Raw genomic sequence first — 23,009 nt, 5'->3', positions numbered from 1 at the left:
ATATCATTGGCAAATCAGACGCTGCGCGGCGGATGTGGTGATAAAATTTTCCAAGGCTTCCAGGAATACCGAAACGGGTTTCCGCGGGCGGCCCCTGACATGCCCGGCAAAAAGCTGCAATTTCGGCAGGTCCGGTTCCAACGCCAATGCGATCAACCGGTCCCCGCCATAGGTGATATCGGTCAGGGGCCGCATGGCCAGAATGGCGATCCCCGCCCCTGCCCCCACCAGGCTGCGCGCCATTTCGGTGCTGTCGACCCGCGCCACGATGTCGGGCTTCAGGCCCTGCTGTCGAAACAGACGGTCCAGATAGGGCCGTGCCAGCGGGCGATCCAGCTGGATGACCGGATGTTTCGCCGCCTCTGACAGTTTTACAGGTTCGGCGTCGGCCAGGGCGTGCCCGTCGGGTGCCAGCACATAGGGTGGCAGATCAAGCAAGGGTTTCGTGTCGATCCCGCTGCGCAGATCCTGCCCGGCGAACAGGATGACATCCAGCTTGCCGCTCAGCAATGCCTCTTGGGCGCTGTCGTTGTCATGTTCATAAAGTTCCAGCCTGAGCGATGGATTGGCCTGCATGATCGGGCGCAGGATACCGGGCAAAAATGCCGGGGCCACCGGTGCGTAATAGCCGATACGCAGGCTGCCGCTGAGGGATTGTACCAGCGCCCGCCCGTGATCCATGACATCGGCGTAATCCTCCAGCAGACCACGAAACCGTGCCGCAATCTCGCGCCCTTCGACCGTGACCGAAATCCCCCGGGCGCGGGCGCGGATCAACAGGTCAGCGCCGAACTCGGCCTCGACCTGATCCAGCGCCGCCGCAACCGCCGATGCTGCCACGTTCAGATCGCGCGCCGCGCCGATAATCGAGCCATGATCCACCACCGAGACAAAGGCCCTGAGCGCCCGCAATGAAAGTCGTAAGTTTTTGCGCAAATCTTCTACCTCTGAATAATAGATATTAAATAGCATTTATTTCTGTTTTTCCACTTTAAGGTTCTGTGACAGGGTCAGGCAAATCCGAAATCGGAGCACCGCGATGCAAAACCCCAGAAAAGAGGCCGATCCCACCCTGCCCGGCTGGCATCATGTGCCCAAGGTGCCGATCAGCGTCTCGCCGTTTTTTAGCTGGCCACCTGACCCAAGGCACATGGTCAGATGGATCGCGACGCGCTGGCTTGGCCTGGCCGAGAATGTGCTGGTTCTTGGCATCGCCCTGATCTGCTGGTTCTGGTTATCGCCCTCGCTTGAGACCGCCGCGACGCTGGCACCGGGCTGGATTGCGGGCATCTGGCTGCGCAATATGGGGCTGATGCTGCTGGTCGCAGGCGGGCTGCACTGGTTTTTCTACATGCGCAAAGGCCAGGGCATGCGCCTGAAATACGACAAGCGCGACCTGATGCTGAAAGGTCGGCAGTTCAGTTTCGGCGGACAGGTGCGCGACAATATGTTCTGGTCACTGACCAGTGGCGTGGGGTTCTGGACCGGTTACGAAGTACTGTTGCTTTGGGCGATGGGCAACGGTTGGGCGCCCTTGCTGTCCTTCGGCACTCATCCGATCTGGTTCATCGCGATCTTCCTGCTGACACCGGTGTGGATTTCCTTTCATTTCTACTGGGTGCACCGGGCGTTGCATTGGAGGCCGCTCTACCGGATGGCGCATGCGTTGCATCATCGCAATGTCAATGTCGGGCCATGGTCGGGCCTGTCGATGCACCCGGTCGAACACCTGATCTTCTTCAGCTCGATCCTCATTCACTTCGTTGTCCCGGCGCATCCGCTGCATATCCTGTTTCACCTGCAACACCAGTCTCTGACGGCGGCAACATCGCATACCGGGTTTGAAGAATTACTGGTCAAGGACCGCAAGCAGCTTGCGCTTGGCACATTCCACCACCAGATGCATCACCGCTATTTCGAGGTGAATTACGGTAACCTTGAAATGCCCTGGGACAAGTGGTTTGGATCCTTCCACGATGGCACGCCGCAGGCCCACGAGCGGTTGAAAGAACGGCGGCAGCGGCGCGCGTGACCTACTAGGGTCTTGGGCAAATTCCGTTGGACAGCCCCCGAAACCGGGCGGGCTGAAATCCCGAACGCGCCTTGTCACTTTCTCGAATGAAAAACGCCGCCATGACGGATTTCGGCATGGCGGCGCTATATGGTGTGTCTTGGAATGTCGACCGGTTGGGCCGTCTAGATAAGCCTAGTAATCCACGTCATTCTTAGAGGCGATCAGTACGACCTCGGAAACATCCGGGATGCTGTCCAGGCGCTCGATCAGGCTGGAGTGAGAGACATCATCGCGCATCGCGATATCGTATGTCTGCATCAGGCTGTTGCCATCCCCCGAAGGCTCGATGTGCAAAAGGTTCGAACGCTTGCAGAATTCCTTGATCGCGCTCAGGAAGGCCCCGCTATCACCATTCTGGTTGAAGCGGAAACGCAGGATGAACTCGCTTTTGTAAACCGATCCAAAGTTGGTGACGTTCAGCACGAAAACCAGAACGGTCATGAAAAACGTGCCCAGAACCGCCAGGAAATAGTTGCTTGTCCCGGCGGCCATACCGAGCGCAAGCGCGCCGAAGACATAGGACAAATCCTTGGTGTCTTTCAGAACCGTCCGGAAACGAATAATCGACATCGCACCGACAAGCGCAAAGGCGCGTGCAAGGCTGCCGCCGATGACCATCATCACCACCGCAACGATCAACGTCACGAATATAAGCGTTTGGGTGAACGATTGGGAATATGACAGACCCTTGTGGGTGAACTGATAAATGAAGGCAAGCCAGAAGCCGATGCAGAGCGCTAACAGGACGTTGACCGTCATTTCCGTCACAGAATAGGTCAGCAACTCGGTTGCGACTGGCGAGATTACTTGTTCCATCATGAACTCCAGATTTAGTCTTCGTCGTATGCCATGCCCAATACCTCCATGCCGGAGCAGATTTTGGATATTGAGACGCGCCTTAATTCGTGGGCCTGAATGACTCGATGAAACCACGATGGCAAGTGATGATGGAATTTAACTTCCATTACCGTATGGCCGGGGACGATGTGTTTTAGTTGTGCAACATCTTCGGGGAACACTTTGCCTGCTTTGAAGCAGGTAAGTTGCTCGTCGAATGTTATGCGGAAGCTCGAATCGTATTTGCTGATATACGGGCGTCTTTTGTAGTCGATAAGAGCAATGGGTCGGATGCGCCGCTGATAATATTCATAGGTGAACTGGTCGAGAACACCGCTGGGATCCGCGTTCTTGATCAGCGAGGTTGACAATCCGTCGCCGCTATCATCAATCCAGGCCCCGGCGGGGATCGGTGTGCGATGCTTGAACACCAGGTTGTTGTGGCGACCCTTGATTTCCAGGAAGTAGGGCGCGGGGCCTCCGGCCTCTTCATTATAGGTGCGAACCCGGAATTTTCTGCGGCTGTGCAGCCCGTCGATCTTGTCATGGAAGGCCGAGAAATCCGCAGTATCGTAGTAGAGGCTGCGGACGCTGTATTTATGCTCTTCGCGATCGCGCACGAAGGGATCGAGTTCGAGAAAATACCGCAAATGCGCCTCGACATCATCGCGGCGGCGTTTGGGCAGGACATACTTGAATTCAAATCTGGCGAAGTGGAGCGGCGTCGTCAGATTGCGCTTGTTTTCTTTCAGCAATTCTACATCGCTCCCCGGCGGCCTACGTCACGCAATTGCATCACGGATTGGTCAAATCTCTGGATGAGCGCAGCATTGCGCTGGTTCAGCTTCATCCCTTGTGGCACCAGGCGACCCTCGTGTCTGGCGGCGCTTTCGCTTTCGCCATCGACAGCGAAGGCACTGACGCGGTTGGTGACCGTGACAGGGGTGTCCGCATAGCTATCGAAAACCTGGATTTTTGACTTGCGCTCGGCCGTTACGTTCTTGTCATTGTCAACAAGCTTGGACTTGAAGAGCAAGATTTCTCCCCCCGCGCCATAGCGCCAGTTCTTCTTGTAAGCGTGCAGGGCCTGACGGTTGCCCATGAAGCTGTGATTATAGAGAAACGCGTTCGACCCGTCCTTGGACTGAACGCCGATCTCGTTATTCACAAGCGTGTTGTTGACGCCAAGCAGGTAGCTGCCCTCGCCCACCGAGATACCCTTGTCACCACTGTCAATGAACTGAGTATTGTCGATCGACGCAATGGAGGACATCAGGTCAACCGCATCATTGCCGCTATTCTCGAACCGGCTGTCCGAAATCTTGGCCTCGGATATGTCGATATCGAAGGCATCTGAGAACGAGTTGCGGAACACGGTCCGGGTGAATTCGGCGGTGGAATAGACGATATGCACCATGTCATCGACGACCGTGCCATCGGCGAATTCGCAATCCTCTACAATCAGGTCCCTTACGTCATGGGCCGAAAACAGGGCGGAGAATTCAAACAGATCGCCCTTGTAACCACTACCCCCCACAAAGCTGCAATGCGCAAATTTCGATCCATCCGCTCCGCGCCCCTGTAGTCCGATTGCGCCCCAGGGATTTTCCGCACCATCGGCGCGCTGAAAGCTGATCGGGCGATCCTTTGTGCCGACCGCCGTGACCTGGTTTTTCATGATGACCGAGGCATTTTCAGCAAGCTTGATGATCGTGCCGGGTTCGATGATCAACGGCTGTTCGATCGTTTCAACGCCTGAAATTTCCTTCACGCCGCTCCACACGACAGGCTTGGTGGAAAGCGGGTGATTGATGGGTTCGAAAATATTGTCGAAAGCTGTGGATTTCAGACGGTCAACACGGCTGATGCGTTTCCAGCCAGACCCAAGATCGACCCAGACCGAGGTGGGAACCTGGTTCACATCAAAGTTGATATCATAAATCCCGGCTGAGTAATCGAGTTTCAACCCGTTCTTGAATTTCAGCAATCCGGGTTTTGTGAAACTGGAATTGGGCACCATGGCCGCGTTCAAGGTCAGTTCCGAACCTGACAAGCTGACAGCGGGCTGCATGTCAACGGAATGAGTGACCGATTTTTTCTGTGCGGTTCTGGTCCGATATTTGACGATCAGATCAGCCATCCCGTCAATGTCATTGGGAAATTTGAACATCACCCGCTTGACGGAATTCTGCCCGCCAACCGACAACCGAATGCCTTGCCCTGTCTCGGCATAGGTGATGTGTGACGCCGATTTTTCGTGCAGAATTTGCGCGTCGGCAAATATTCTGTCGATGTAAACGCTGGCTGCTTCGACCTCGGATTTGATGAGTTCGGGATCTTGCGGGTTCAAAAAGCGATCGGTCTCAAGTTCAGAATTGAGCGTGGCAACGGCGTTATCTTTATACGCCAGGAACCGTTCGGCCTTCCCCGAGGCAAAGAACTCCTCCAATGCGGCCTCGCGGGCTTTCAAAAACGCGCCATTCTTGAACAGCATCTTTTGCAGATCGGTCTGAATGACCGGGTTCAGGGCCGTCGGGCTGCTTGCCGGTTCGCGCCACCCTTTGGGCCAGCCTACGGGGTCCCAGACGATGGGAACTAGGTTCTGCCGCCAGGGATCGTAATAGATGCGCCAGTTGTGATTGGGGTGAAAGTGATAGGTGCCTGCCAGCGATTCATAGGCGCTGAACTTTCCCCAGGCTTCCATATCTAGAAGATCTTCAAGCTTTGCCTGCGCCTGCATCCGATCGGGCGCCTGAACCAGTTCCACCATCGCTTCAAGCGGTTTCGCCGACGCGTCGGGGTAGTGATTGTTGATTGCCACCTTGTCCCAGAATCCGGGATGTTCAAACAGGTTTCCACCCATGTCACCGATGCCTCTGAACCGGTCCTTGGCGACAATTTCACCCCGGTAAATATCACCCGGCATCTTGGCATTGCGCCGGAGTGTGAGTTCCTCAAGCTGCTCGACCATGATGTGCACACCACGGTCTTCACCGTTGATCATAACCCGTACCAGTTCTGACTTGGGCCCCAATAGCCCCATCTGTTCAGCCAGTTGGTAGCCCAGATAGTTATTTATTTGTTCCTTGAACTTCGGCGCCTGCAGGTTGAATGCGCGCATGCCCTGGAACAGATCATCCTTCTTGGTCTTCACCCGAATAGATTTTTTCTCATAGGCCCAATGGTAGGCGAAATCGCCGCGGTAGCGGATTTTGACCCTGCGTGGCTTGTCACCGTAAAGCAGAGTGCCCTTGACGTATTCAAAGCCAGATTGCGGCATGTGCTGATGCAAGGTCGCAAGAGCACGTCTTTCGGCGGAAAGGCGGATGGTCGGCAATTCGGTCGACGGTGTCGGCGTTATCACCGACGCGATCTTTCCTGTCACATTGCCAATCTGGTACTCCAGCAGCCGCGACAAGTTACCCTTCATATGAGATGGGTCATAGCGCACGAAAAACGTGTCGAACCGTTTCCAGGTCTGAAAAAGCGTGTGGCCGCCCACGACAACGATGGGCAGAGTGATCACCCAGCTCCAGAGAACGATTTTCTTGCACCAGGACCGAATGGTTGAACTGTTCATAGGCCTTCCATCCTCTTTGCGATCCAACCCGTGAATTCACTTTTCACGTTCAGCTTGACGACCAGCGTGATGATATCCTGAGCGTCGGTATTTTCTACAAGTTCCTGAACATCAACGGCGATAAACGGATCTGGCCCTCCATTTGTCCTGAAGATGCCGTCTTCGAGCGTTATCATCTTAAGTCCATGACCTTCCTCGCCGATAACTGTCGACATATCTCCAAGCAGGTGAACCTGAAAATCATCAATCACAAGTTTTTGGGCGACCGGTGGGTCGATACGCAAAAGCTGTGTTCCTTTCGGAACGTCGATTTTCGCAATCCAGTCCGACCCGGTCGTTTCAAAGTCAATCGACCTGCGATCCCTGGCGTTTATCTTCTGTTTCGAGCCCCAGAAAACCTCCCAGCCGGTTGGATCAAGCGGCTTCAGGTATCCATGTTCCTCTAAAAGATTTTTGGCATGTACCGGATCATCCCAAGCATAGACCTCGCGCAGGTAGAGTTCGGTCATCGCCTCGCTTTTTGGAAAGCGGGTCCAGAATTCGGTCACTTGTGCTGCTGCTGCTTCGCGCGTGCTGTCGATTTTCAGCGCAGCTTTGGCCCAGGCCATGAAAGCAACTATATCGCGGTCATCTTCGGCCATCAGGGGCGCTATGACATCCGCAGCCTCCTGATACGAACCGGCCTGGTAATAGGTGTTCGACAGCGCAATCGCCACGTTCCTTTTAAAGGCGAAATACCGGTCACCGCTTTGATAATGGTCCCATTCTTCCAGCAAATCCTGTGCAGTATCGGTATTACCTTCCTGCAAGTCGGCAATCGCCTGAGCGGCGTCCATGCGTCCCGTGTTTAGGTAGGTTTCGAGATGCCTCTTGCCGAAGTTGTCAAAACTTTTGGGCGATAGCCACGAGAAGGCAAAAATCAGCGAAATGCCCAGCGCCGCAAGAATAAGAACACTGTTAACCAGCAATAACAGGCGTCCAAAACTAAAAGCCATTTCAGTTCTTCCAGAAGCAAAACCACAGACATTCGGTGAGTCAGTGCGATTATATCACTTTGCCTTAGTTGAAAAGCCCCCAGCCCGTTCAGAAGCGTTTTGGATCCGGTTTTGCCAGGCGCATGGGGCGAAGTCGCCACAGGCAATTCATATCTGCAAAAAAACTGGAAGAAGGTGAGAGGCTGGACAACGACCCAAGCGGGGCTCGTTACGGCTGCTTCCTTCCGGATCTGACCGGGTTGGCGAGGCGCTCGCCCGCGCCAACCTCTCGGGGGGATACATAGGCCTCATGCCCGGGATTCGCAAGGCTTTCGGACAGGCCGGATTCCAACGGCAACCTGAATCGCGCAAAGCCTGCACCGGTATCGCCAAGGTCGGTCACGCCAAGGGCGGCAATCTCATCAGGATACCGGCGGATACCGGGGCCAGTGTCAAAAAATACACTGGTGTCGGGCATCGGCGCAAAGGACCAGAACCGTTCGGTGGCGGAGCTTACAACCTGAGCATCCTGGACGAATTCCGCAACGATGTCGCGCACAGGGACGCGGCTGGAAACGGCAAAACAGCTTTCGGCCAAATGGGGATAGGAGCCACCGCCACGCGCGCGAAAGCTGTTGGCCGCCAACAGGAACTGCTGATCGTCATCGACCACTTGGCCCTTGTAGCGCAAATCCAAGATGCGGTGCGCGGATTTACAGAACAGATGCCCGTTGCGGTCATATCGGGCGGGCTGAGACAGGTCGATCACATAGCTGAGACCGTCTATCACATCAAAATTGTGGCCTGGTACCATCGGATTAATGAGCGGTTGATCCTGCTTGCCCGGTTCGACCCTGCTGAAACATACCGCTGCGCGCTCCAACCAGTCACGCAGCTGCGCCCCGGTCACACGCAACCCGCAAAGCGTGTTCGGAAACGCATATAGATCCGCCGCGTTCCGCAGGCGAAAATCACCCGGCGGAACATCAGAGTAATATTTAGGCCCGCCGCGTCCACCGGTCTTGAAGGGCGCCGAGGTCGACAGGATCGGCAGTGCGGCATCATCGGTTCCCTGCACCATTTGAGCAAGAGCGGCGCGTTGCGCACGTGTCACCAGTTGGGTTGCCGCATCGTTGCGAACCAATGCGAAGTAGCTGTGAAGCGGCGCGGTGTTGCGACCCAACGGTTTGCGGATTAACTCAAGCGTATGCTTATGAGCAGGCATCAGCAGTTGTTTGAAATTTTCGTCAGGCGGAACCGGTTCGGCCCCCGAACTTGCAACGCAGCGCATCTCGGATTTATGTGCCGTTACCTGCCATCCTGTGTCGTTTCGTTGCAGATAAAGGTCCAGCACCCCAAGATGCGACCCCCGAAACCCCGACATCACCGCCGGTGTCCCGGACAAGGTACCTTCCTGATTGCTGGCGCCATCCACATCGGCTTCTTCAGGGTTTGGAAAGACCTCGTGGGTGTGGCCGGCAAGGATTGCATCGACACCGGGAACGCCCGCCAGCGCCAGCGCCACATTTTCCTTGAACGGATAATAGTCATCCGGGTCGATCCCGGTATGGGCCAGGGCAATGACAATATCGGCGCCTTCGTCGCGCATCCGGGGAATCCAGGCCCGGGCCGCATCCAGGATGTCACGGGCGATCAACCGGTCCTTGAGGTGGAACTGATCCCAGGTCGTGACCTGCGGTGGCAGCAGGCCGATCAATCCAATGCGCAGATCATGTACCGCACCGTCGCTATCGGTCATGCGATGATCGAGGATCAGGAAAGGTGGGTAAAGTGTCTTGTCCTCATCCGGCGTTTCCCCCGGACCCGTCACCGCATTAGCGCAGGTGATCGGAAAGGATGCGTCCGAGAGAACCGATTGCAGCCAATCGAGGCCAAAATTGAACTCGTGATTGCCCAGACCGGCCGCATCATATCGCAGATAATTCATCGCCGTGATTGCAGGATGTGGCCCGGCCCATCCACTGGCAGGTTGAGCCGTCATATCACTGATCGGTGTACCCTGAAGGAAATCCCCATTGTCCAGAAGCAGGCTATTCGACACCTCCGCTCGCGCCTGATGGATCAGCGTCGCGGTACGTGCCAGGCCAAACGATGCCTCGCAACTATCGGCATAATAGTCGAACGGCAGGAGGTTTGAATGCACATCCGTCGTCTCCAGCAACCTCAGGCGAATATGCGGAACACCCTGCAATATCCGCCCTTTGATATCCGACGGCGGCTTTGTGTCAGTCAAATTCATTGCCTGTTCTTTGAGGATTCATGGTTTGATTTATCTTCATGCACCTGCAGTGTTTGAGTGTCTGACGTCCTACGCTACTATACCATTAGTACATTGGCACACTCATTTGTTTACTTAAAGTTGTTTTATTTTCGGATTCACAACCAAAAAGAGCCTTTAAAGCAACTTGCCCCGACCCTCTGAACATGCCACCGATAGCGCGCGGAAACGGGGGCTAAAATGGAAAACGCGGAGACCGTGACATTCGGGGGCAGCGGGCTGGATCGCGCGGCTGAATTACGCGGAGACGCGCCCGCACTGGACGCCGCAAGCGCCGCATGTCAGGCCACCAGCATTTTGCTATGGCGCGGCAAGCCATTGGTCACAGAGGGCAGTTTGAACAGCCTGTTGCGGTTGCCATTGGATCACATGATCTTTGCGCAAGCCGGTGCGCCGTTATTGTTGGGCCGGGACGAAGATGGCGGCCTGATTTTTGCGCATGACCTCTTGGCCTGGGAACCAGAAGATCTGGATGACAGCACCCTCAATCAGTTTCTGGACGCCACAGAGCAGCAACATCCAGATGTGCCCGGCGCGGTCTTTGCCGAATTGCGCCGGATCATGACCCGGCTTGACGCACGGGATGCCGAATTGGCGGCCACGGCAAAATCCGTTTTGGGCTGGCATGTCAGCCACAGATTTTGTGCCCGATGCGGTGCAGAAAGCAAGCAGGCCCAAACCGGATGGCAACGTAACTGCACCGCGTGCGGCGGGCAGCACTTTCCACGCACTGATCCCGTGGTCATCATGTTGATTACGCAGGGAAACTCGGTCCTCATGGGGCGATCACCGGGTTGGCCCGAAGGAATGTATTCACTGCTGGCCGGTTTCGTCGAACCGGGTGAAACCATTGAGGCCGCAGTCCGCCGAGAGGTATTTGAAGAGGCTGGTGTGCGGGTCGGTCAGGTCGGTTACTTGGCCAATCAGCCCTGGGCTTTCCCCTCGTCCCTGATGATCGGATGCAGCGGCAAGGCACTGACCCGCGAGATCACCATTGATCCGAACGAAATCGAAGACGCCCGCTGGTTCCCCCGCGAGGAAATTCTGCAAGCCTTTGCCGGGCGACACCCCGTGCTGGCACCGGCCAGACAGGGGGCCATCGCGCATTTTTTACTTCGCAACTGGCTTGCGGATACAAATTATTAACGCGACAATAGCCCCGAGCAGAAGACAGTGAAGGCCCGGCCATGAAGTTCAGCGCAAGGGAAGATATAGAAGCCCCTATCAATTACGTGTTTGACCAGTTGACCGATTTCCAGGCTTTTGAACGTTCTGCCCTGCGACGCGGGGCCGAAGTGCAAAGGGTCGATAACAAGACAGTCCCGGGTGTAGGCATGGCTTGGGACATTGCCTTCAAATGGCGCGGTAAGATGCGCGAGTTGAAAATGGAACTCACCGGCCTGGACGCGCCCAATTGCATGGTTCTGTCATCACGCTCACCCTCAATGGGAGGCGACATGATGGTCGATCTGGTACCGTTGTCGCGCGGGCGCACACGGGTGAGCATGGATCTGGGGCTACGCCCCAAAACGCTCTCTTCCCGATTGCTGGTTCAATCGCTGAAACTGGCACGAAGCAACCTCGCCAGCAGATACGCAATGCGGGTAGCCGAATTGGCCCGTGATCTTGAGGACCGCTATAAACGTAGTGCCTGAGGCCCGCGGCGGCATCGCCTGAAAACGGCCAAGGGGCGTCGCGAACAGGGTTGATCATGTGTTTTGCGCTGATAGTGTCCGCCTGACACACAGCGCAAGACATGAGGCCTGAAGATGACGCCAGCCGCTTTTGACGCACCGGGCCGGTTTTACCGTGGCAACCTGCACACTCATTCCACCTTGTCCGATGGCATGTTGGAGCCCGCCGAAGTGTGTCGGCGCTACAAGGCCGAAGGCTATGATTTCATCAGCCTGACAGACCATTTCGTAGAATTATTCAACTACCCGATCGCCGATACCAAACCATTCCGCGACAATGGTTTCACCACCATACCCGGGGCGGAACTGCACTCGGGGAAGATGGAAAATGGCGGTCTCTGGCACATTCTGGCAGTGGGATTGCCTGAAGATTTCGCCCCAGCCAACGCGCCGGGTTTTGTAGCTGTGGCCGATCAGGAAACCGGCCCCGAGATCGCCCGGCGCGCACGAGATGCCGGCGCCTTTGTGGCGGTGGCGCATCCGCATTGGTCGGGGATGACGCTGGCCGATGCGCGCTCCATCGATGCGGCGCATGCGGTCGAAGTGTACAACCACGGCTGCGGCGTCGATTGCGACCGGGCCGAGGGGTTCCACATCGCCGACATGCTGATTTCCGAAGGCAATGATCTGTCGCTGATTGCAACCGATGACTCCCATTTCGCAAGCCCTGACGCCTTTGGTGGCTGGGTGATGGTAAAGGCCGAGGCGAACGAGCCCGACGCCCTGTTGGCTGCGCTGAAAGCCGGGCATTTCTACGCCAGCCAGGGGCCAGACCTGCACGGGATAGAGGTTGAGGGCGATACATTGCGCGTGACGTCCTCGGCTGTTGAGACAGTAATCGTGCAAGGCCATGGCTCGGGCGCGTATGCCCAGCACGGTGCATCAATGACACAAGCCGAGATGGATCTGAAACGTCTTAAGGGCAGCACATGGGTGCGGGTAACCCTTGTGGACCGCGCGGGAAAACGGGCCTGGTCCAATCCGATCCGGCTTGACTAAGACTGCCCGTCAAACGCCCATTGCCTCTGGGCGTCGGTTTCTACCGCGCAGGGCCTGATCGCGCGTAATCGTGCCAAGGCTGTGTCGGGGGCCTCCCCTGCCTCGATCATCAGTCTCAGCACCGCCATGCCCGAACGACCGCACCCGCCATTGCAATGGATCAACACCCGCCCACCACCTTGCAAAGCGCCAAGCGCTGCTTTGGCGGCTGCATGCCACTTGTCTTCAACCTCGGGCGTCGGAGCGCCAAAGTCGGCGATCGGCACATGCATCCAGCGCGTGCCCATATCTCGCACATCATTGCCCAGCCCCCCGGCATCGCGGGCCACCATTTCGGCAAGCGTTGTCATGCTGATGACGATGGCGGGTTGCCAATCGCGCAAATGCTCAAGATCGGCCTTGTAATCACCATTGCGCCCCGGCAGCGGCGAGAGCGCAATGATGCCCTCGGAAACCGGAAGCGCATAGATGACGAAACCGGTCATGGCACGTTACAACCGATCAGTGCCAAAGGTATCGCACTGACCGGGGTCACCGCTTTGATAGCCAGTCGCAAACCAGCGCGAGCGCTGCTCCGAGGTGCCGTGCGTGAATGTATGCGGTTGCGGCACTTTCCCTGCGCGTTTTTGCAAATGGTCATCCCCGATCTTGCGCGCGGCGTTCAACGCCTCTTCCAGATCACCGGGTTCCAGCATGCCATCGACTGACCGCGCCCAGACGCCGCTGAGGCAATCGGCCTGAAGTTCCAGCCGCACCGTAAGGGCATTGGCTTCGGTCCTGCTGACAGATTGCCGGCGTTTATTGACTTCGGGCAGAATGCCAATCTCGTTCTGGACATGATGCGCCACTTCGTGGGCAATCACATAGGCGGCGGCAAAATCGCCCTTGGCGCCCATCTGTCGCGAAAGCGTGCTAAAGAATTCGGTATCCAGATAGGCCTTGCGATCCGCAGGGCAGTAAAACGGCCCAGTAGCGCCCGAGGCATTGCCGCAAGGGCTGGACGTGACACCGGAATAAAGCACCATCACCGGCGGGCGATACTCCTTGCCGATCTGGGCCGGGAAAATCTTGCTCCAGACCGCTTCAGTGGTGGCAAGAACACGCGCGGAAAATTCACCCGCCTGCTTTTCCTCTGCACTGAGTGCGCGCGGCTCGCCGCTCTGCGTGCTTGGCTGCTGCCCTTGCAGCAACGGTGTAACATCTATCCCCGAGAAATACCCGACAGCCAGCACCACCAACAGACCGATACCGCCAATACCCGCCCCGGCCTTGCCGCGCCTGCCACGCCGATCTTCGACATTGCGACTACCGCGTACACCCCTTAACCGCATCTGTTCTCTCCCCCATCGGTTTCAGGCAACAGCATACACCGTTTGTGAATTTTTTGCCTAGGGGAAGAAAGGCTGGAATGTACCCGGTGCAAAAACCCGCGCGAGGCCGTTTGGAAGAACGCAGCGGTTCGAACAATATGATCAACGAATTCCGTTTCCCAATTTAGCGCCTTGGCCTAGTCTGGGACCATGGGAGATACGGAAAGCCGAACAGAAAAGGCTCGGGAGGGCAGCAATACCGACAAGGCCCAGGTTCGGACGGACTGGGCCGAGGATCGCACGATCATGGCCAATGAACGCACCTTCAACAGTTGGATGGGGTTTGGTCTGGGGGCGGTTGGCATAGCGATTGGTCTGAAGGCTGTGTTTGGTGATTTTGAACCGACCTGGGCCGCCAAGTCCGTGGCGTCGTTCTTTTTGGTGATCGCCATCGTCATCTACTGGTCAGCCCAACGGCAGGCCAACAAGACACTGACAAGGTTAAGCGAAAACGATGCTGAGGCGATGCCGTCAAAAAACTTCACGTTGATCGCCGCACTCTTGACCATCGCCACGATCGCAACCGGTTCAATTCTATGGGGACTCTGAGGCTTTTTTGCCGATCAGGCGCTTTATGCTTCGCGCATCCCCTTTAGTTGCATTGGCGCAGTCTGTCCCGGGTCTGTGTCGGCTTGCCCCACCTCAAAGCGATCCGTTGTCGCATCTGTCAGATCATTCACCTGATCTGTTTCATGGCTCATTTCCGCGATTTCATCGACAACCCGCGATGAAAGCATCTTGTCAAAGCTCAATCCAATGAAATTACTGTTCGTCCAGACAACTCGCGAGACGATATCGTGATCGGTCAACTGAAGCGTCAGGTCGCTTGTTGGAAATTCCTCGGTCGGAGATTCGACCATCGCACCGCCACGACTGATATCAAGGATCGTTGTTTCAACGCAGAGATCACCATGGTGCAACATGGCCCGCACATTGCAAATCCGTCGTTTTGACTGGTACCGCTGCCGAACCAGACGATAGATGCTGAGCACTGCAAGCGCGCTAAACAAGACTGCAATCAACAATGTCAACGGATTGATCGGCGCTGATTTGACATTCCATAACGTCGACACGCTTCCATTGCTGGGAATCTCACATCCGAACTTGCTGGCAATCGCTGACAGCTGCGTCTGAATCGTTGTGGATGTTTTTGTCAGGCCGGGGATTTGGCGACCATTGGATGAACTGCCGTTCATCTTCCAATCTTCACGCACGGCGCCTGCAAAAATCCTCATTGTGCGAAGCTCGGACCGGGTAAAAATAACGGTTCGGCGACGATCATTCAGATAGCCAAGCGATCGACGTAAATCCATCTGAAAGGCGGTGGTATTCCCACCGTTCGCCCGAAGCGACGCCAAACTCATCGGCAGCCCTGCAAGCGTTTCAATCATGTCGCAGCTGTCTTTTGAGCTGGCGCGTGCCTTTCCGGCGCCCAAAGCCATGCACAGAGTAATTCCAAAAATAATCGCCAGCCGCACGGTATCTTCCCTTCTAGAATTCCCGGGCAGATTGACTCAAAATCATTAAGAAAGAGGTACTTGCAGTTACCGCCTTCCAAGGCCCGGTGAATGCTGGACCTCGCCCCTGCCAACCCATAGGCTGAGGCCAACGATTCCCCGATGACAGGCAGCGCCCGCGTGACCGAAAACACAGCCTATCAGGTCCTTGCCCGGAAATACCGGCCCGAAACCTTTGCCGATCTGGTGGGGCAGGATGCGATGGTGCGGACGCTGAAAAACGCGTTTCAGGCGGACCGGATCGCGCAGGCCTTCATCATGACCGGCATTCGCGGCACCGGTAAGACGACGACTGCGAGAATCATCGCCAAAGGCATGAACTGCATCGGCGCCGACGGCGCGGGAGGTCCCACGACCGAACCGTGCGGCCAATGCGAACATTGTACCGCGATCATGGAAGGGCGCCATGTCGACGTGATGGAGATGGATGCCGCCAGCCGCACCGGTGTGGGCGACATCCGAGAAATCATCGAAAGCGTGCATTACCGCGCGGCCAGCGCCCGCTACAAGATATACATCATCGACGAGGTTCACATGCTCTCGACCAGCGCATTCAACGCGCTGCTGAAGACCCTCGAAGAGCCGCCGGAACATGTGAAATTCATCTTCGCCACGACTGAAATTCGCAAAGTGCCTGTAACGGTGCTGTCGCGCTGCCAGCGGTTCGACCTGCGCCGGATCGAGCCCGAGGTGATGATCGCCTTGATGCAAAAGATCGCGAGCGCCGAAGGGGCCGAGATCAGCGAGGACGCACTGGCATTGATCACCCGCGCGGCGGAAGGTTCGGCGCGGGATGCCACATCGCTGCTGGATCAGGCGATTTCACATGGTGCGGGGCAAACCACCGCTGACCAGGTCCGCGCCATGCTGGGACTGGCGGATCGTGGACGGGTGCTGGACCTTTTCGACCTGATCATGAAGGGGGATGCGGCGGGGGCGTTGTCCGAACTTTCCAGCCAATATGCCGAAGGCGCCGATCCCATGGCGGTGCTGCGCGATCTGGCCGAGGTCACGCACTGGATTTCCGTGGTCAAGATCACGCCCGAAGCCGCCGAAGACCCCACGATCAGCCCGGATGAGCGGACCCGCGGTCAGGCGATGGCGGCGGACCTGCCGATGCGAGTGATGACGCGGATGTGGCAGATGCTGCTGAAGGCCCTGGATGAGGTCGCCGCCGCACCGAACGCGATGATGGCCGCCGAGATGGCGATGATCCGCCTGACCCATGTGGCCGACCTGCCCAGCCCGGAAGAGCTGGTGCGCAAACTTCGGGATGCCCCCCCACCGTCCCCTGGATCGGGCGGAGGGAAACCAGTGCAGAGCACCGGTGCACCTGGCGAGCACGGCGAGGGGGCCTCGGCTATCGCTTCGGCCCGGACATCCACCGGCGCTGGTGCCGGACCGCAGACGGCATTGGCCACCGACGCGGATGCCGCACTTGCGCGGTATCCGACATTCGAGCATGTGATCGAACTGATCCGCGCCAATCGCGATGTGAAACTCCTGGTCGAGGTTGAGGGATGTGTCCGTCTGGCGGCCTACCAGCCGGGCCGGATCGAATTCGTCCCCACCGAAAACGCACCTGCCGATCTGGCGCAACGGCTGGGTAGCGCGCTGCAACGCTGGACCGGTAACCGCTGGGCGGTCACGCTGGTCAACGATGGCGGCGCCGAAACCATTGCCGAAAAGCGTGATGCGGCCGACCTGGCGCTGAAATCAGCGGCAGAAAACCACCCTTTGGTACAAGCCGTGATGGCCGCTTTTCCCAAGGCACATATCACCCAGATCCGTACACCCGAAGACCAGCAGGCCGAAGCCTTGGCCGAGGCGTTGCCAGAAGTCGACGACGAATGGGATCCGTTCGAGGAAGATTAGCCGTTCCGCAAAATTTTCTCAGGTCACCGAAGGCACGGTTTGAGGGCGCACAGGGCGTCAATGGCCGGTTTGAGCCCATAGCGACCAATGCTGCACTGAGTATAAATGTCGCCAAAAATCACAAAGCAGACACTTCATATTATTTTCAATCCATTCGGGCAGATAGCAATAACGAATTTGGACGGCGGTCACACCCACGAAGCTACGCAGGCTTACTTTCGCAAAACTACTTGCTGATAAACTTTGATACAACACAAGGAAAAGGCGAGTGTTGGGTGTATAGTACTCTCAATGAATTTTGATGGGAGGCACTTATGACATTTCTTAATCCAACCCGAAGAACGTTTCTAAAAAGCAGTGCGGCTGCTCTCGGCAGCACGTCCTTGCTTGGTAGCACATCGCTGGCCAGTATCGACCCCAACTCCTATTCAGACCGCATCTTTCACGCCACACACTACGGCCCGTTTGAGGCGGTCGTGCGCGACGGCAAGCTGGTCGGCCTGACGACGATGACCGAATTGGATTCGCGCCCCACCGAGATGCTCACCTACGGCGTGATGGATCGGACCTATGACAAGACCCGCATCAACTACCCGATGGTGCGAAAATCCTATCTTGAGGGCTGGGAAACCGGAGATATCAAACCCGAGCTTCGCGGCAAGGAAGAATGGGTCAAGGTCGACTGGGACACTGTGTGGAGCCTCACGGCCAAGGCTTTGCTGGATACCGCCACTGAGCATGGCAATGAGGCGATCTTCAGTTCCTCCTATGGCGGCTGGTCCAACGCCGGTGTTTTCCGCCCCAACGTGCTTCAGGGGCGGCTGATCAACCTGATGGGCGGCTGCACCAACACTGCCGGCGACTGGTCGGCCGGGGCTGGTCAAGTATGCATGCCGCATATCATCGGCGACATGGAGGTTTATTCTCCACAATCAGCATGGGAAACCATCCGCGACAACACCGAGTTATTTGTCCTGGTGGGATGCGATCCGATCAAGAACAACCGGATCGAATACCGCGTCGCCGATCATGGCATGTACGCCTATTGGGAGGAAATCCGCGACAATGGCGTCAAGTTCATCTCGATCAACCCACAGCGTACCGCCAGCGATGTCTATCTGAATTCGGAATGGAAGCGTATCATCCCCAATACCGATACCGCGCTCTTCCTTGCCATGTCCTATCACGTGCTTGAAAACGGTCTGGAAGATCGGGCCTACATGGACAAATACACCGTCGGTGCCGACAAGTGGATCGCCTATGTCAAGGGCGAGACTGACGGCACGCCCAAGACGCCAGCCTGGGCCGCGACGATCACCGGCATAGATGCGCAGGAAATCAAGGACCTGGCCGAACTTATCGTGGCCTCGAAAACCTGCATCGCCGGATCATGGGCCATCCAGCGCGCCCAACATGGCGAAATGGCCTATTGGTCGATCGTCAACTTCGCCGCGCTGGTGGGCAAGATCGGCAAACCGGGCGAAGGCATCGGATTCTCCTGGCATTACGGCAATGGCGGTATGCCTCAGGGCGGCAACGCGACGCCCGTGGGCATGAGCCAGGGCCGCAACTTCGTGACCAAGGTTGTGCCGGCCTCACGTATCACCGAGGCGCTGGAAAATCCGGGTAAGGAATTTTTCTACAACGGGCAGACCAACACCTATCCCGACATCAAGATGGTGTTCAACGCGGGCAACAACTTCATGTCGCACCAGCAGGATACCAACCGGCTGATCAGAGCCTTGAACAAGGTCGAAACCGTTGTCTGTGTCGATGTCTGGTGGACGGCAGCAACCCGTTGGGCCGATATCGTCCTGCCTGCCGCCTCAACGTTGGAGCAGGACGACATCACCTCAGGCGGCACCTATTCCAACGACCGCGTCTATGCGATGAAGAAAGTGATTGAACCCGTTGAGGATAGTCTGCCCGATTACGAGATTTTCGAGGGTCTCGCCGACAAGCTGGGTCTCTGGGCACAGTTCACGGACAGCGAAGACAAGATGTATCACATCCAGTTGGCCTACGCAGCTTCGGGGGCTGCAAAGCATACGCCGTTCGAAGAATTCTGGGAGCAAGGTTATGCCTTCATGGGCGAGCCACTCATCCCCGAACGAGAGATGAAGCGTAAGCGCAAGCGGAGCGGCCGGACGCACGGCTTTACCAAGCAAGCCCGCAAGTGGGTGCGCCATAACGACTTCTACAGTGATCCGGAGGCCAACCCGCTGCACACGACGTCGGGCAAGATAGAGATGTTCTGCGAAACCATCGCCAATATGGAGATCAAAGATTGCCCCGGCATGCCGGTCTGGATGGAGAAACACGAATATCTCGGCAACGCCAAGGAGGGCCAGTTGCATGTGGTCTCACCTCACCCGTGGTTCCGTTTGCACAGCCAGATGGGAAACTCCGAACGTCTGCGCGATCTCTACATGGTGCAGGGACGCGAACCGGTGAGGATCAATGACCAGGACGCAGTGGATCGTGGCATTGAAGATGGAGATCTGGTCGAGCTCTACAATGATCGTGGTACGGTGATCGCCGGGGCCGTCGTCTCGGACGGGATCATGCCAGGTGTCGTGTCGATCTACGAAGGCGGTTGGCCGCAGCTAGACAACAAGGGTCGCTGCAATTCTGGTCTGGTGAACTTCCTAACCTCGACGCAACCTGCCTCTGGATTGTCGCAAGCCACGTCAGCCAATACCGTGCTTGTCGAAATGCGCAAATGTGAAGATCCAGAAGGTCCCAACATGGCCTATGATCCTCCCGCCATCATAGACGATATCGAGGTGGCAGAGATAGATGAGGACAAGGTGGGCACCGAGCGTCTAGCCGCCCTAACCGAGGCTCTTATGGCGGATATGAGCCCGGGCGAGAAGATCTTCTTCGAGCGCTGCACGGTCTGCCATGCGCCGCGCGAGGTTACGCATTACACGCGGCAACAGTGGAAAGGCATCACGCCTTCCATGTTCCCCCGCGCGGGGCTTGATGAGGAAGAAGCGGCGCTGGTCATGGACTATCTAATGACGAACGCCGCAGACGCAAACTGACGGGCCAGCGCTCCATCAGAAAGTCCTGAGGCTTATTGCTTCAGGACTTCCAGTGCAGACGCGTCAGGATGTTCAGCACAGGTTTCGTCAAACTTCTCGACGAGATCCACAATTGCCTTCGGAGAGGTTTGGGATTGACTGGTCTGACCATTCGCGTAGCCAATCAACATGGCCGTCACGAAAGTTGCGTCATCTTCGGGCAACGTAATCACATCCCAGCAACTGATGCTTTCAATATTGAAGGCCTCGGTTGCCGGTTGTTCTTGCGCCAAGACCAATACAGGTGCCGCAGCAAGTGCTGCTGCTGCCACGCGTCGAAGAAGTTTTTTCATTCCCTGTTCCCTTGAATTGGTCATCCTGTCACCTCCGGCGCATACAATCATCAAATTCCAGCCGGTAGATCCGAGCGGCGCGGCTGTTCGGGCGGTTTGCCCCTGAAATCCCACCTAGCAGTGCGCCGAGTTTTGCAGCCTTTTTGCGGTCTTTCTTGCTGCCGCCCAATATGCCGCTGATTATCGCGCCACCGACTGCACCCTTGACTGCGCCGCCTACGACACCACCGGCTCTGCCTTTGTATCCACTCAGACGTTTAGCACGATCATGGCAGTAGTCGCGGTAAGATTGCGCTTCCGCTGGGGGCGGAACCAAAGATGAAAGCGACATCGCAATCGCAAGAATAATCACGGTTTGCGCTATTTTATTGATAGGTTTCACAATACATCCCCGCCCTGCTTGAACAGACGCTACTGTACCCCTCTACTGCCGGTAAAGCGGAAACCAGTCTGCTAGGCCTTTCGGCAAGATACGACCGGTTGCAGCAGATGATGCACTAATTTAGCGGCTATTGAGGCTATAGTTCACACCAGCGGGTGATGGCACCAGGAGTCAACTTCTATAGGTTGGTGCGAGAAACTGGAGCGCGAGCGAATACCATGCAGATCCTAGTCCCCGCATTTGTTGCTGTTACCTTGGGGTTCATTGTCTTCTTCCTAGGTGCCTTTTTGACCCGCCGGGTGGCGTTCCTGAAGAATTACAATATTCCCGAGCCGGTGTCCGGCGGACTTGCTGTTGCCTTTGCCACTTGGGGATTCTTCCAGTTCACCGGAAAGCAAATCGTGTTTGACCTGCAGGTGCGTGACTATCTTCTTGTTCTGTTTTTTTCGACCATCGGGCTGAATGCGCGCGTCACAGATCTCATAAAGGGCGGTCGGCTGTTGTTGGTCCTGCTCTTTCTGACAGTCGGGTTCATGTTGTTGCAGAACGTTGTCGGGCTGATAGGGACGCTTTTGTTTGATCTGCCCACTGCCGTTTCAGTTCTGCTCGGATCCGCTGCCCTGATCGGCGGCCATGGGACGGCCATTGCCTGGGGTCCGCAAATCGAAGATTTGACGGGGTTTGCCGCCGCAGATGAGGTTGGCATTGCCGCCGCAACATTAGGGCTGGTTCTGGCGGCACTGGTCGGTGGCCCAATCGCAAAGCGGTTGATCGACCGGCATGGGTTGAAAGGTGAAGCTGACGCCGATCCGATTGTCGGGTTGCAATACGAAGAAGAAGGTGAGCCCGCGGATGTTGTTGACCATGTCAATTTGATGCGCGCGATGCTGGCGGCGCATACGGCCATCTTCTTTGGCTACTTCGCCCATCTGACGATCGGCGAGATGGGAGTGAAACTGCCCCTTTTTGTGCCCTGCCTTTTGGTTGGGATTCTAATGTCCAACACTATCCCTTTTGTGTTCCCGAAACTCATCTGGCCCACTGGTAGCCGATCGCTGGCGGTTCTGTCGGACTATAGCCTGTCAGTTTTTCTAGCGATGTCACTGATGAGCATGCAGCTTTGGACATTGGCCGAGCTTGGCGGTCCATTGTTGATAGTTTTAGCATTGCAGGTGGTGGTGACAGTTTGTTTTATCGGCTTTGTTGTATTTCGCGCCATTGGCAGCGACTATACTGCTGCCGTTCTCAGTGCAGGTTTCGCCGGATTTGCCCTTGGTGCCACCCCTACGGCTATCGCAAACATGTCTTCGGTGACAAAACGCTATGGTGCCGCGCCGCTGGCCTTTATCGTGCTACCCTTGGTCTCAGCTTTCTTCGTCGACCTGGCCAATGCCTTCATCATCCAGTTCTTTGTCGGGATGTAACCCGTAATTCAGATTCCTGGAAGAATGGCTCGAATGCGCCACTGAGATTTCGTAAGCACGGATGCGGTAAAAGGCAGCTCCGTCCGCGCACCGTTCATCCATTGTCTTAGCCCCTTAGAACTGTGCCACTATTTGTGTGTCACAGGAGGGATGGGAGATGGCTCGGAAGCGGTATTCGGATGAGGACGCGCTGAAGCTGTTGCGTGAGATAGACGTGCATCTGCATGATGGTTTGGATGTCGTGAGTGCGTGCCGCAAGGCGGGGATCTCAGACGACGGACATCCTGTCTTTGCTTGCGACGGATGCTTACAATCGCGCCCATAGCGAGGGCCTGGACAATCTTGACGGTGACGAGGTGATTGCCGGGAGTCGGCCAGCGGGTCGCTCTTCAGCAAAAGGGATGTCAAAGTCTGTCAGCTGGCATGAACCACGAGGGTTGTTGCACAATCCAAGGCTGCCTGCTTCATGACTGGTCAAATGGCGGTCACGACAGCTGATTGACACCAGTTAAATCAATCAAGTGCGCGCAGGTGCTTAATTATCTCCTAGATTCGGTTGACGGGCACCCGTATTGCGGTAGTCTGATTTAGGGAAGAAAAAAAAT

At 56.5% G+C, this 23,009-nt stretch carries 18 protein-coding genes, 1 other RNA gene and 1 pseudogene; 8 read left to right on the top strand and 12 right to left on the bottom strand.

The features are described from left to right. Nucleotides 1-3 precede the first annotated feature (3 nt). A complete protein-coding gene (locus Q1B27_RS23160) occupies nt 4-972 on the bottom strand; it encodes a LysR family transcriptional regulator (protein WP_299852057.1) in 969 nt (322 codons plus the stop codon). 67 nt (nt 973-1,039) lie between these two features. Between Q1B27_RS23160 and Q1B27_RS23155 the strand changes: the two genes are divergently transcribed. Further along, nucleotides 1,040-2,032: a sterol desaturase family protein gene (locus Q1B27_RS23155; protein WP_299852054.1), complete on the top strand. Its 993-nt coding sequence runs from the start codon at nt 1,040-1,042 to the stop codon at nt 2,030-2,032. Between the two features lie 174 nt (nt 2,033-2,206). On the opposite strand, the gene Q1B27_RS23150 is transcribed toward Q1B27_RS23155, so the two are convergent. The 6 genes and pseudogenes from Q1B27_RS23150 to Q1B27_RS24575 all read right to left on the bottom strand — a co-directional run. Continuing rightward, the gene (locus Q1B27_RS23150; RefSeq protein ID WP_299852051.1) at nt 2,207-2,890 is read right to left on the bottom strand and encodes a DUF4956 domain-containing protein; all 684 of its coding nucleotides are present in this window, start codon (nt 2,888-2,890) and stop codon (nt 2,207-2,209) included. Between the two features lie 14 nt (nt 2,891-2,904). Next, nucleotides 2,905-3,666: a polyphosphate polymerase domain-containing protein gene (locus Q1B27_RS23145; RefSeq protein WP_299852048.1), complete on the bottom strand. Its 762-nt coding sequence runs from the start codon at nt 3,664-3,666 to the stop codon at nt 2,905-2,907. A gap of 2 nt (nt 3,667-3,668) precedes the next feature. After that, the gene (locus Q1B27_RS23140) at nt 3,669-6,491 is read right to left on the bottom strand and encodes a CotH kinase family protein (protein ID WP_299852045.1); all 2,823 of its coding nucleotides are present in this window, start codon (nt 6,489-6,491) and stop codon (nt 3,669-3,671) included. Next, nucleotides 6,488-7,486, bottom strand: coding sequence for a hypothetical protein (locus Q1B27_RS23135; RefSeq protein ID WP_299852042.1), 999 nt, complete (start codon nt 7,484-7,486; stop codon nt 6,488-6,490). The genes Q1B27_RS23140 and Q1B27_RS23135 overlap by 4 nt, the downstream gene beginning before the upstream one ends. 172 nt (nt 7,487-7,658) lie before the next feature. Then, an RNA gene (gene ffs, locus Q1B27_RS23130) (signal recognition particle sRNA small type) lies at nt 7,659-7,757 on the bottom strand. A gap of 117 nt (nt 7,758-7,874) precedes the next feature. Beyond that, a pseudogene (locus Q1B27_RS24575) lies at nt 7,875-9,725 on the bottom strand (bifunctional 2',3'-cyclic-nucleotide 2'-phosphodiesterase/3'-nucleotidase); the annotation flags it as partial. 219 nt (nt 9,726-9,944) lie between these two features. On the opposite strand from Q1B27_RS24575, the gene nudC reads away from it, so the two are divergent. From nudC to Q1B27_RS23105, 3 genes are all read left to right on the top strand, one after another. Next, complete coding sequence (gene nudC / locus Q1B27_RS23115; RefSeq protein ID WP_299852033.1) at nt 9,945-10,910, top strand: NAD(+) diphosphatase; 966 nt, start codon at nt 9,945-9,947, stop codon at nt 10,908-10,910. Between the two features lie 41 nt (nt 10,911-10,951). Then, nucleotides 10,952-11,419: an SRPBCC family protein gene (locus Q1B27_RS23110; protein WP_299852030.1), complete on the top strand. Its 468-nt coding sequence runs from the start codon at nt 10,952-10,954 to the stop codon at nt 11,417-11,419. 114 nt (nt 11,420-11,533) lie between these two features. Further along, nucleotides 11,534-12,457, top strand: a complete 924-nt coding sequence (locus tag Q1B27_RS23105) for a PHP domain-containing protein (protein ID WP_299852027.1) — start codon at nt 11,534-11,536, stop codon at nt 12,455-12,457. Here Q1B27_RS23105 and Q1B27_RS23100 read toward each other — a convergent pair. Together Q1B27_RS23100 and Q1B27_RS23095 are read right to left on the bottom strand one after the other, a co-directional pair. Beyond that, on the bottom strand, nt 12,454-12,942 hold the full coding sequence (locus Q1B27_RS23100; RefSeq protein WP_299852022.1) for a protein phosphatase: 489 nt from the start codon (nt 12,940-12,942) through the stop codon (nt 12,454-12,456). The genes Q1B27_RS23105 and Q1B27_RS23100 overlap by 4 nt on opposite strands. 6 nt (nt 12,943-12,948) lie before the next feature. Beyond that, nucleotides 12,949-13,788: a neutral zinc metallopeptidase gene (locus Q1B27_RS23095; protein WP_299852019.1), complete on the bottom strand. Its 840-nt coding sequence runs from the start codon at nt 13,786-13,788 to the stop codon at nt 12,949-12,951. A gap of 189 nt (nt 13,789-13,977) precedes the next feature. Between Q1B27_RS23095 and Q1B27_RS23090 the strand changes: the two genes are divergently transcribed. Then, nucleotides 13,978-14,376, top strand: a complete 399-nt coding sequence (locus Q1B27_RS23090) for a DUF202 domain-containing protein (RefSeq protein ID WP_299852016.1) — start codon at nt 13,978-13,980, stop codon at nt 14,374-14,376. A 23-nt stretch (nt 14,377-14,399) separates the two neighbouring features. On the opposite strand, the gene Q1B27_RS23085 is transcribed toward Q1B27_RS23090, so the two are convergent. Further along, complete coding sequence (locus tag Q1B27_RS23085) at nt 14,400-15,218, bottom strand: PilZ domain-containing protein (RefSeq protein WP_299852013.1); 819 nt, start codon at nt 15,216-15,218, stop codon at nt 14,400-14,402. Between the two features lie 228 nt (nt 15,219-15,446). On the opposite strand from Q1B27_RS23085, the gene Q1B27_RS23080 reads away from it, so the two are divergent. Together Q1B27_RS23080 and Q1B27_RS23075 are read left to right on the top strand one after the other, a co-directional pair. Then, nucleotides 15,447-17,219 (top strand): DNA polymerase III subunit gamma/tau, encoded by a 1,773-nt coding sequence (locus Q1B27_RS23080; RefSeq protein WP_299852010.1) that lies wholly within the window; start codon nt 15,447-15,449, stop codon nt 17,217-17,219. A 314-nt stretch (nt 17,220-17,533) separates the two neighbouring features. Then, the gene (locus Q1B27_RS23075; RefSeq protein ID WP_299852007.1) at nt 17,534-20,266 is read left to right on the top strand and encodes a molybdopterin-dependent oxidoreductase; all 2,733 of its coding nucleotides are present in this window, start codon (nt 17,534-17,536) and stop codon (nt 20,264-20,266) included. Between the two features lie 32 nt (nt 20,267-20,298). Here Q1B27_RS23075 and Q1B27_RS23070 read toward each other — a convergent pair whose 3' ends face one another. Then, on the bottom strand, nt 20,299-20,598 hold the full coding sequence (locus Q1B27_RS23070; protein ID WP_299852004.1) for an HdeA/HdeB family chaperone: 300 nt from the start codon (nt 20,596-20,598) through the stop codon (nt 20,299-20,301). A gap of 28 nt (nt 20,599-20,626) precedes the next feature. Further along, the gene (locus tag Q1B27_RS23065; protein WP_139836451.1) at nt 20,627-20,980 is read right to left on the bottom strand and encodes a hypothetical protein; all 354 of its coding nucleotides are present in this window, start codon (nt 20,978-20,980) and stop codon (nt 20,627-20,629) included. A gap of 218 nt (nt 20,981-21,198) precedes the next feature. Here Q1B27_RS23065 and gltS point away from each other — a divergent pair, with 218 nt between their 5' ends. Further along, nucleotides 21,199-22,404 (top strand): sodium/glutamate symporter, encoded by a 1,206-nt coding sequence (gene gltS / locus Q1B27_RS23060; RefSeq protein WP_085801339.1) that lies wholly within the window; start codon nt 21,199-21,201, stop codon nt 22,402-22,404. Nucleotides 22,405-23,009: the final 605 nt, after the last annotated feature.

The sequence above is a fragment of the uncultured Roseovarius sp. genome (assembly GCF_947489715.1).
GTDB lineage: Bacteria > Pseudomonadota > Alphaproteobacteria > Rhodobacterales > Rhodobacteraceae > Roseovarius.
Note: the sequence above shows the minus strand (reverse complement) of the source record. Positions and strands in the feature narration are given on the sequence as shown.

Bases quoted from the DNA above. Each gene is read 5' to 3' on its own strand.
- Q1B27_RS23110 (WP_299852030.1), top strand. From the start codon at position 10,952: ATGAAGTTCAGCGCAAGGGAAGATATAGAAGCCCCTATCAATTACGTG.
- Q1B27_RS23135 (WP_299852042.1), bottom strand. From the start codon at position 7,486: ATGGCTTTTAGTTTTGGACGCCTGTTATTGCTGGTTAACAGTGTTCTT.
- Q1B27_RS23075 (WP_299852007.1), top strand. From the start codon at position 17,534: ATGACATTTCTTAATCCAACCCGAAGAACGTTTCTAAAAAGCAGTGCG.
- Q1B27_RS23085 (WP_299852013.1), bottom strand. From the start codon at position 15,218: ATGATTGAAACGCTTGCAGGGCTGCCGATGAGTTTGGCGTCGCTTCGG.
- Q1B27_RS23160 (WP_299852057.1), bottom strand. From the start codon at position 972: ATGCTATTTAATATCTATTATTCAGAGGTAGAAGATTTGCGCAAAAAC.
- Q1B27_RS23105 (WP_299852027.1), top strand. From the start codon at position 11,534: ATGACGCCAGCCGCTTTTGACGCACCGGGCCGGTTTTACCGTGGCAAC.
- gltS (WP_085801339.1), top strand. From the start codon at position 21,199: ATGCAGATCCTAGTCCCCGCATTTGTTGCTGTTACCTTGGGGTTCATT.
- Q1B27_RS23095 (WP_299852019.1), bottom strand. From the start codon at position 13,788: ATGCGGTTAAGGGGTGTACGCGGTAGTCGCAATGTCGAAGATCGGCGT.
- Q1B27_RS23140 (WP_299852045.1), bottom strand. From the start codon at position 6,491: ATGAACAGTTCAACCATTCGGTCCTGGTGCAAGAAAATCGTTCTCTGG.
- Q1B27_RS23100 (WP_299852022.1), bottom strand. From the start codon at position 12,942: ATGACCGGTTTCGTCATCTATGCGCTTCCGGTTTCCGAGGGCATCATT.
- Q1B27_RS23070 (WP_299852004.1), bottom strand. From the start codon at position 20,598: ATGAAAAAACTTCTTCGACGCGTGGCAGCAGCAGCACTTGCTGCGGCA.
- Q1B27_RS23155 (WP_299852054.1), top strand. From the start codon at position 1,040: ATGCAAAACCCCAGAAAAGAGGCCGATCCCACCCTGCCCGGCTGGCAT.
- nudC (WP_299852033.1), top strand. From the start codon at position 9,945: ATGGAAAACGCGGAGACCGTGACATTCGGGGGCAGCGGGCTGGATCGC.
- Q1B27_RS23080 (WP_299852010.1), top strand. From the start codon at position 15,447: ATGACAGGCAGCGCCCGCGTGACCGAAAACACAGCCTATCAGGTCCTT.
- Q1B27_RS23090 (WP_299852016.1), top strand. From the start codon at position 13,978: ATGGGAGATACGGAAAGCCGAACAGAAAAGGCTCGGGAGGGCAGCAAT.
- Q1B27_RS23150 (WP_299852051.1), bottom strand. From the start codon at position 2,890: ATGGAACAAGTAATCTCGCCAGTCGCAACCGAGTTGCTGACCTATTCT.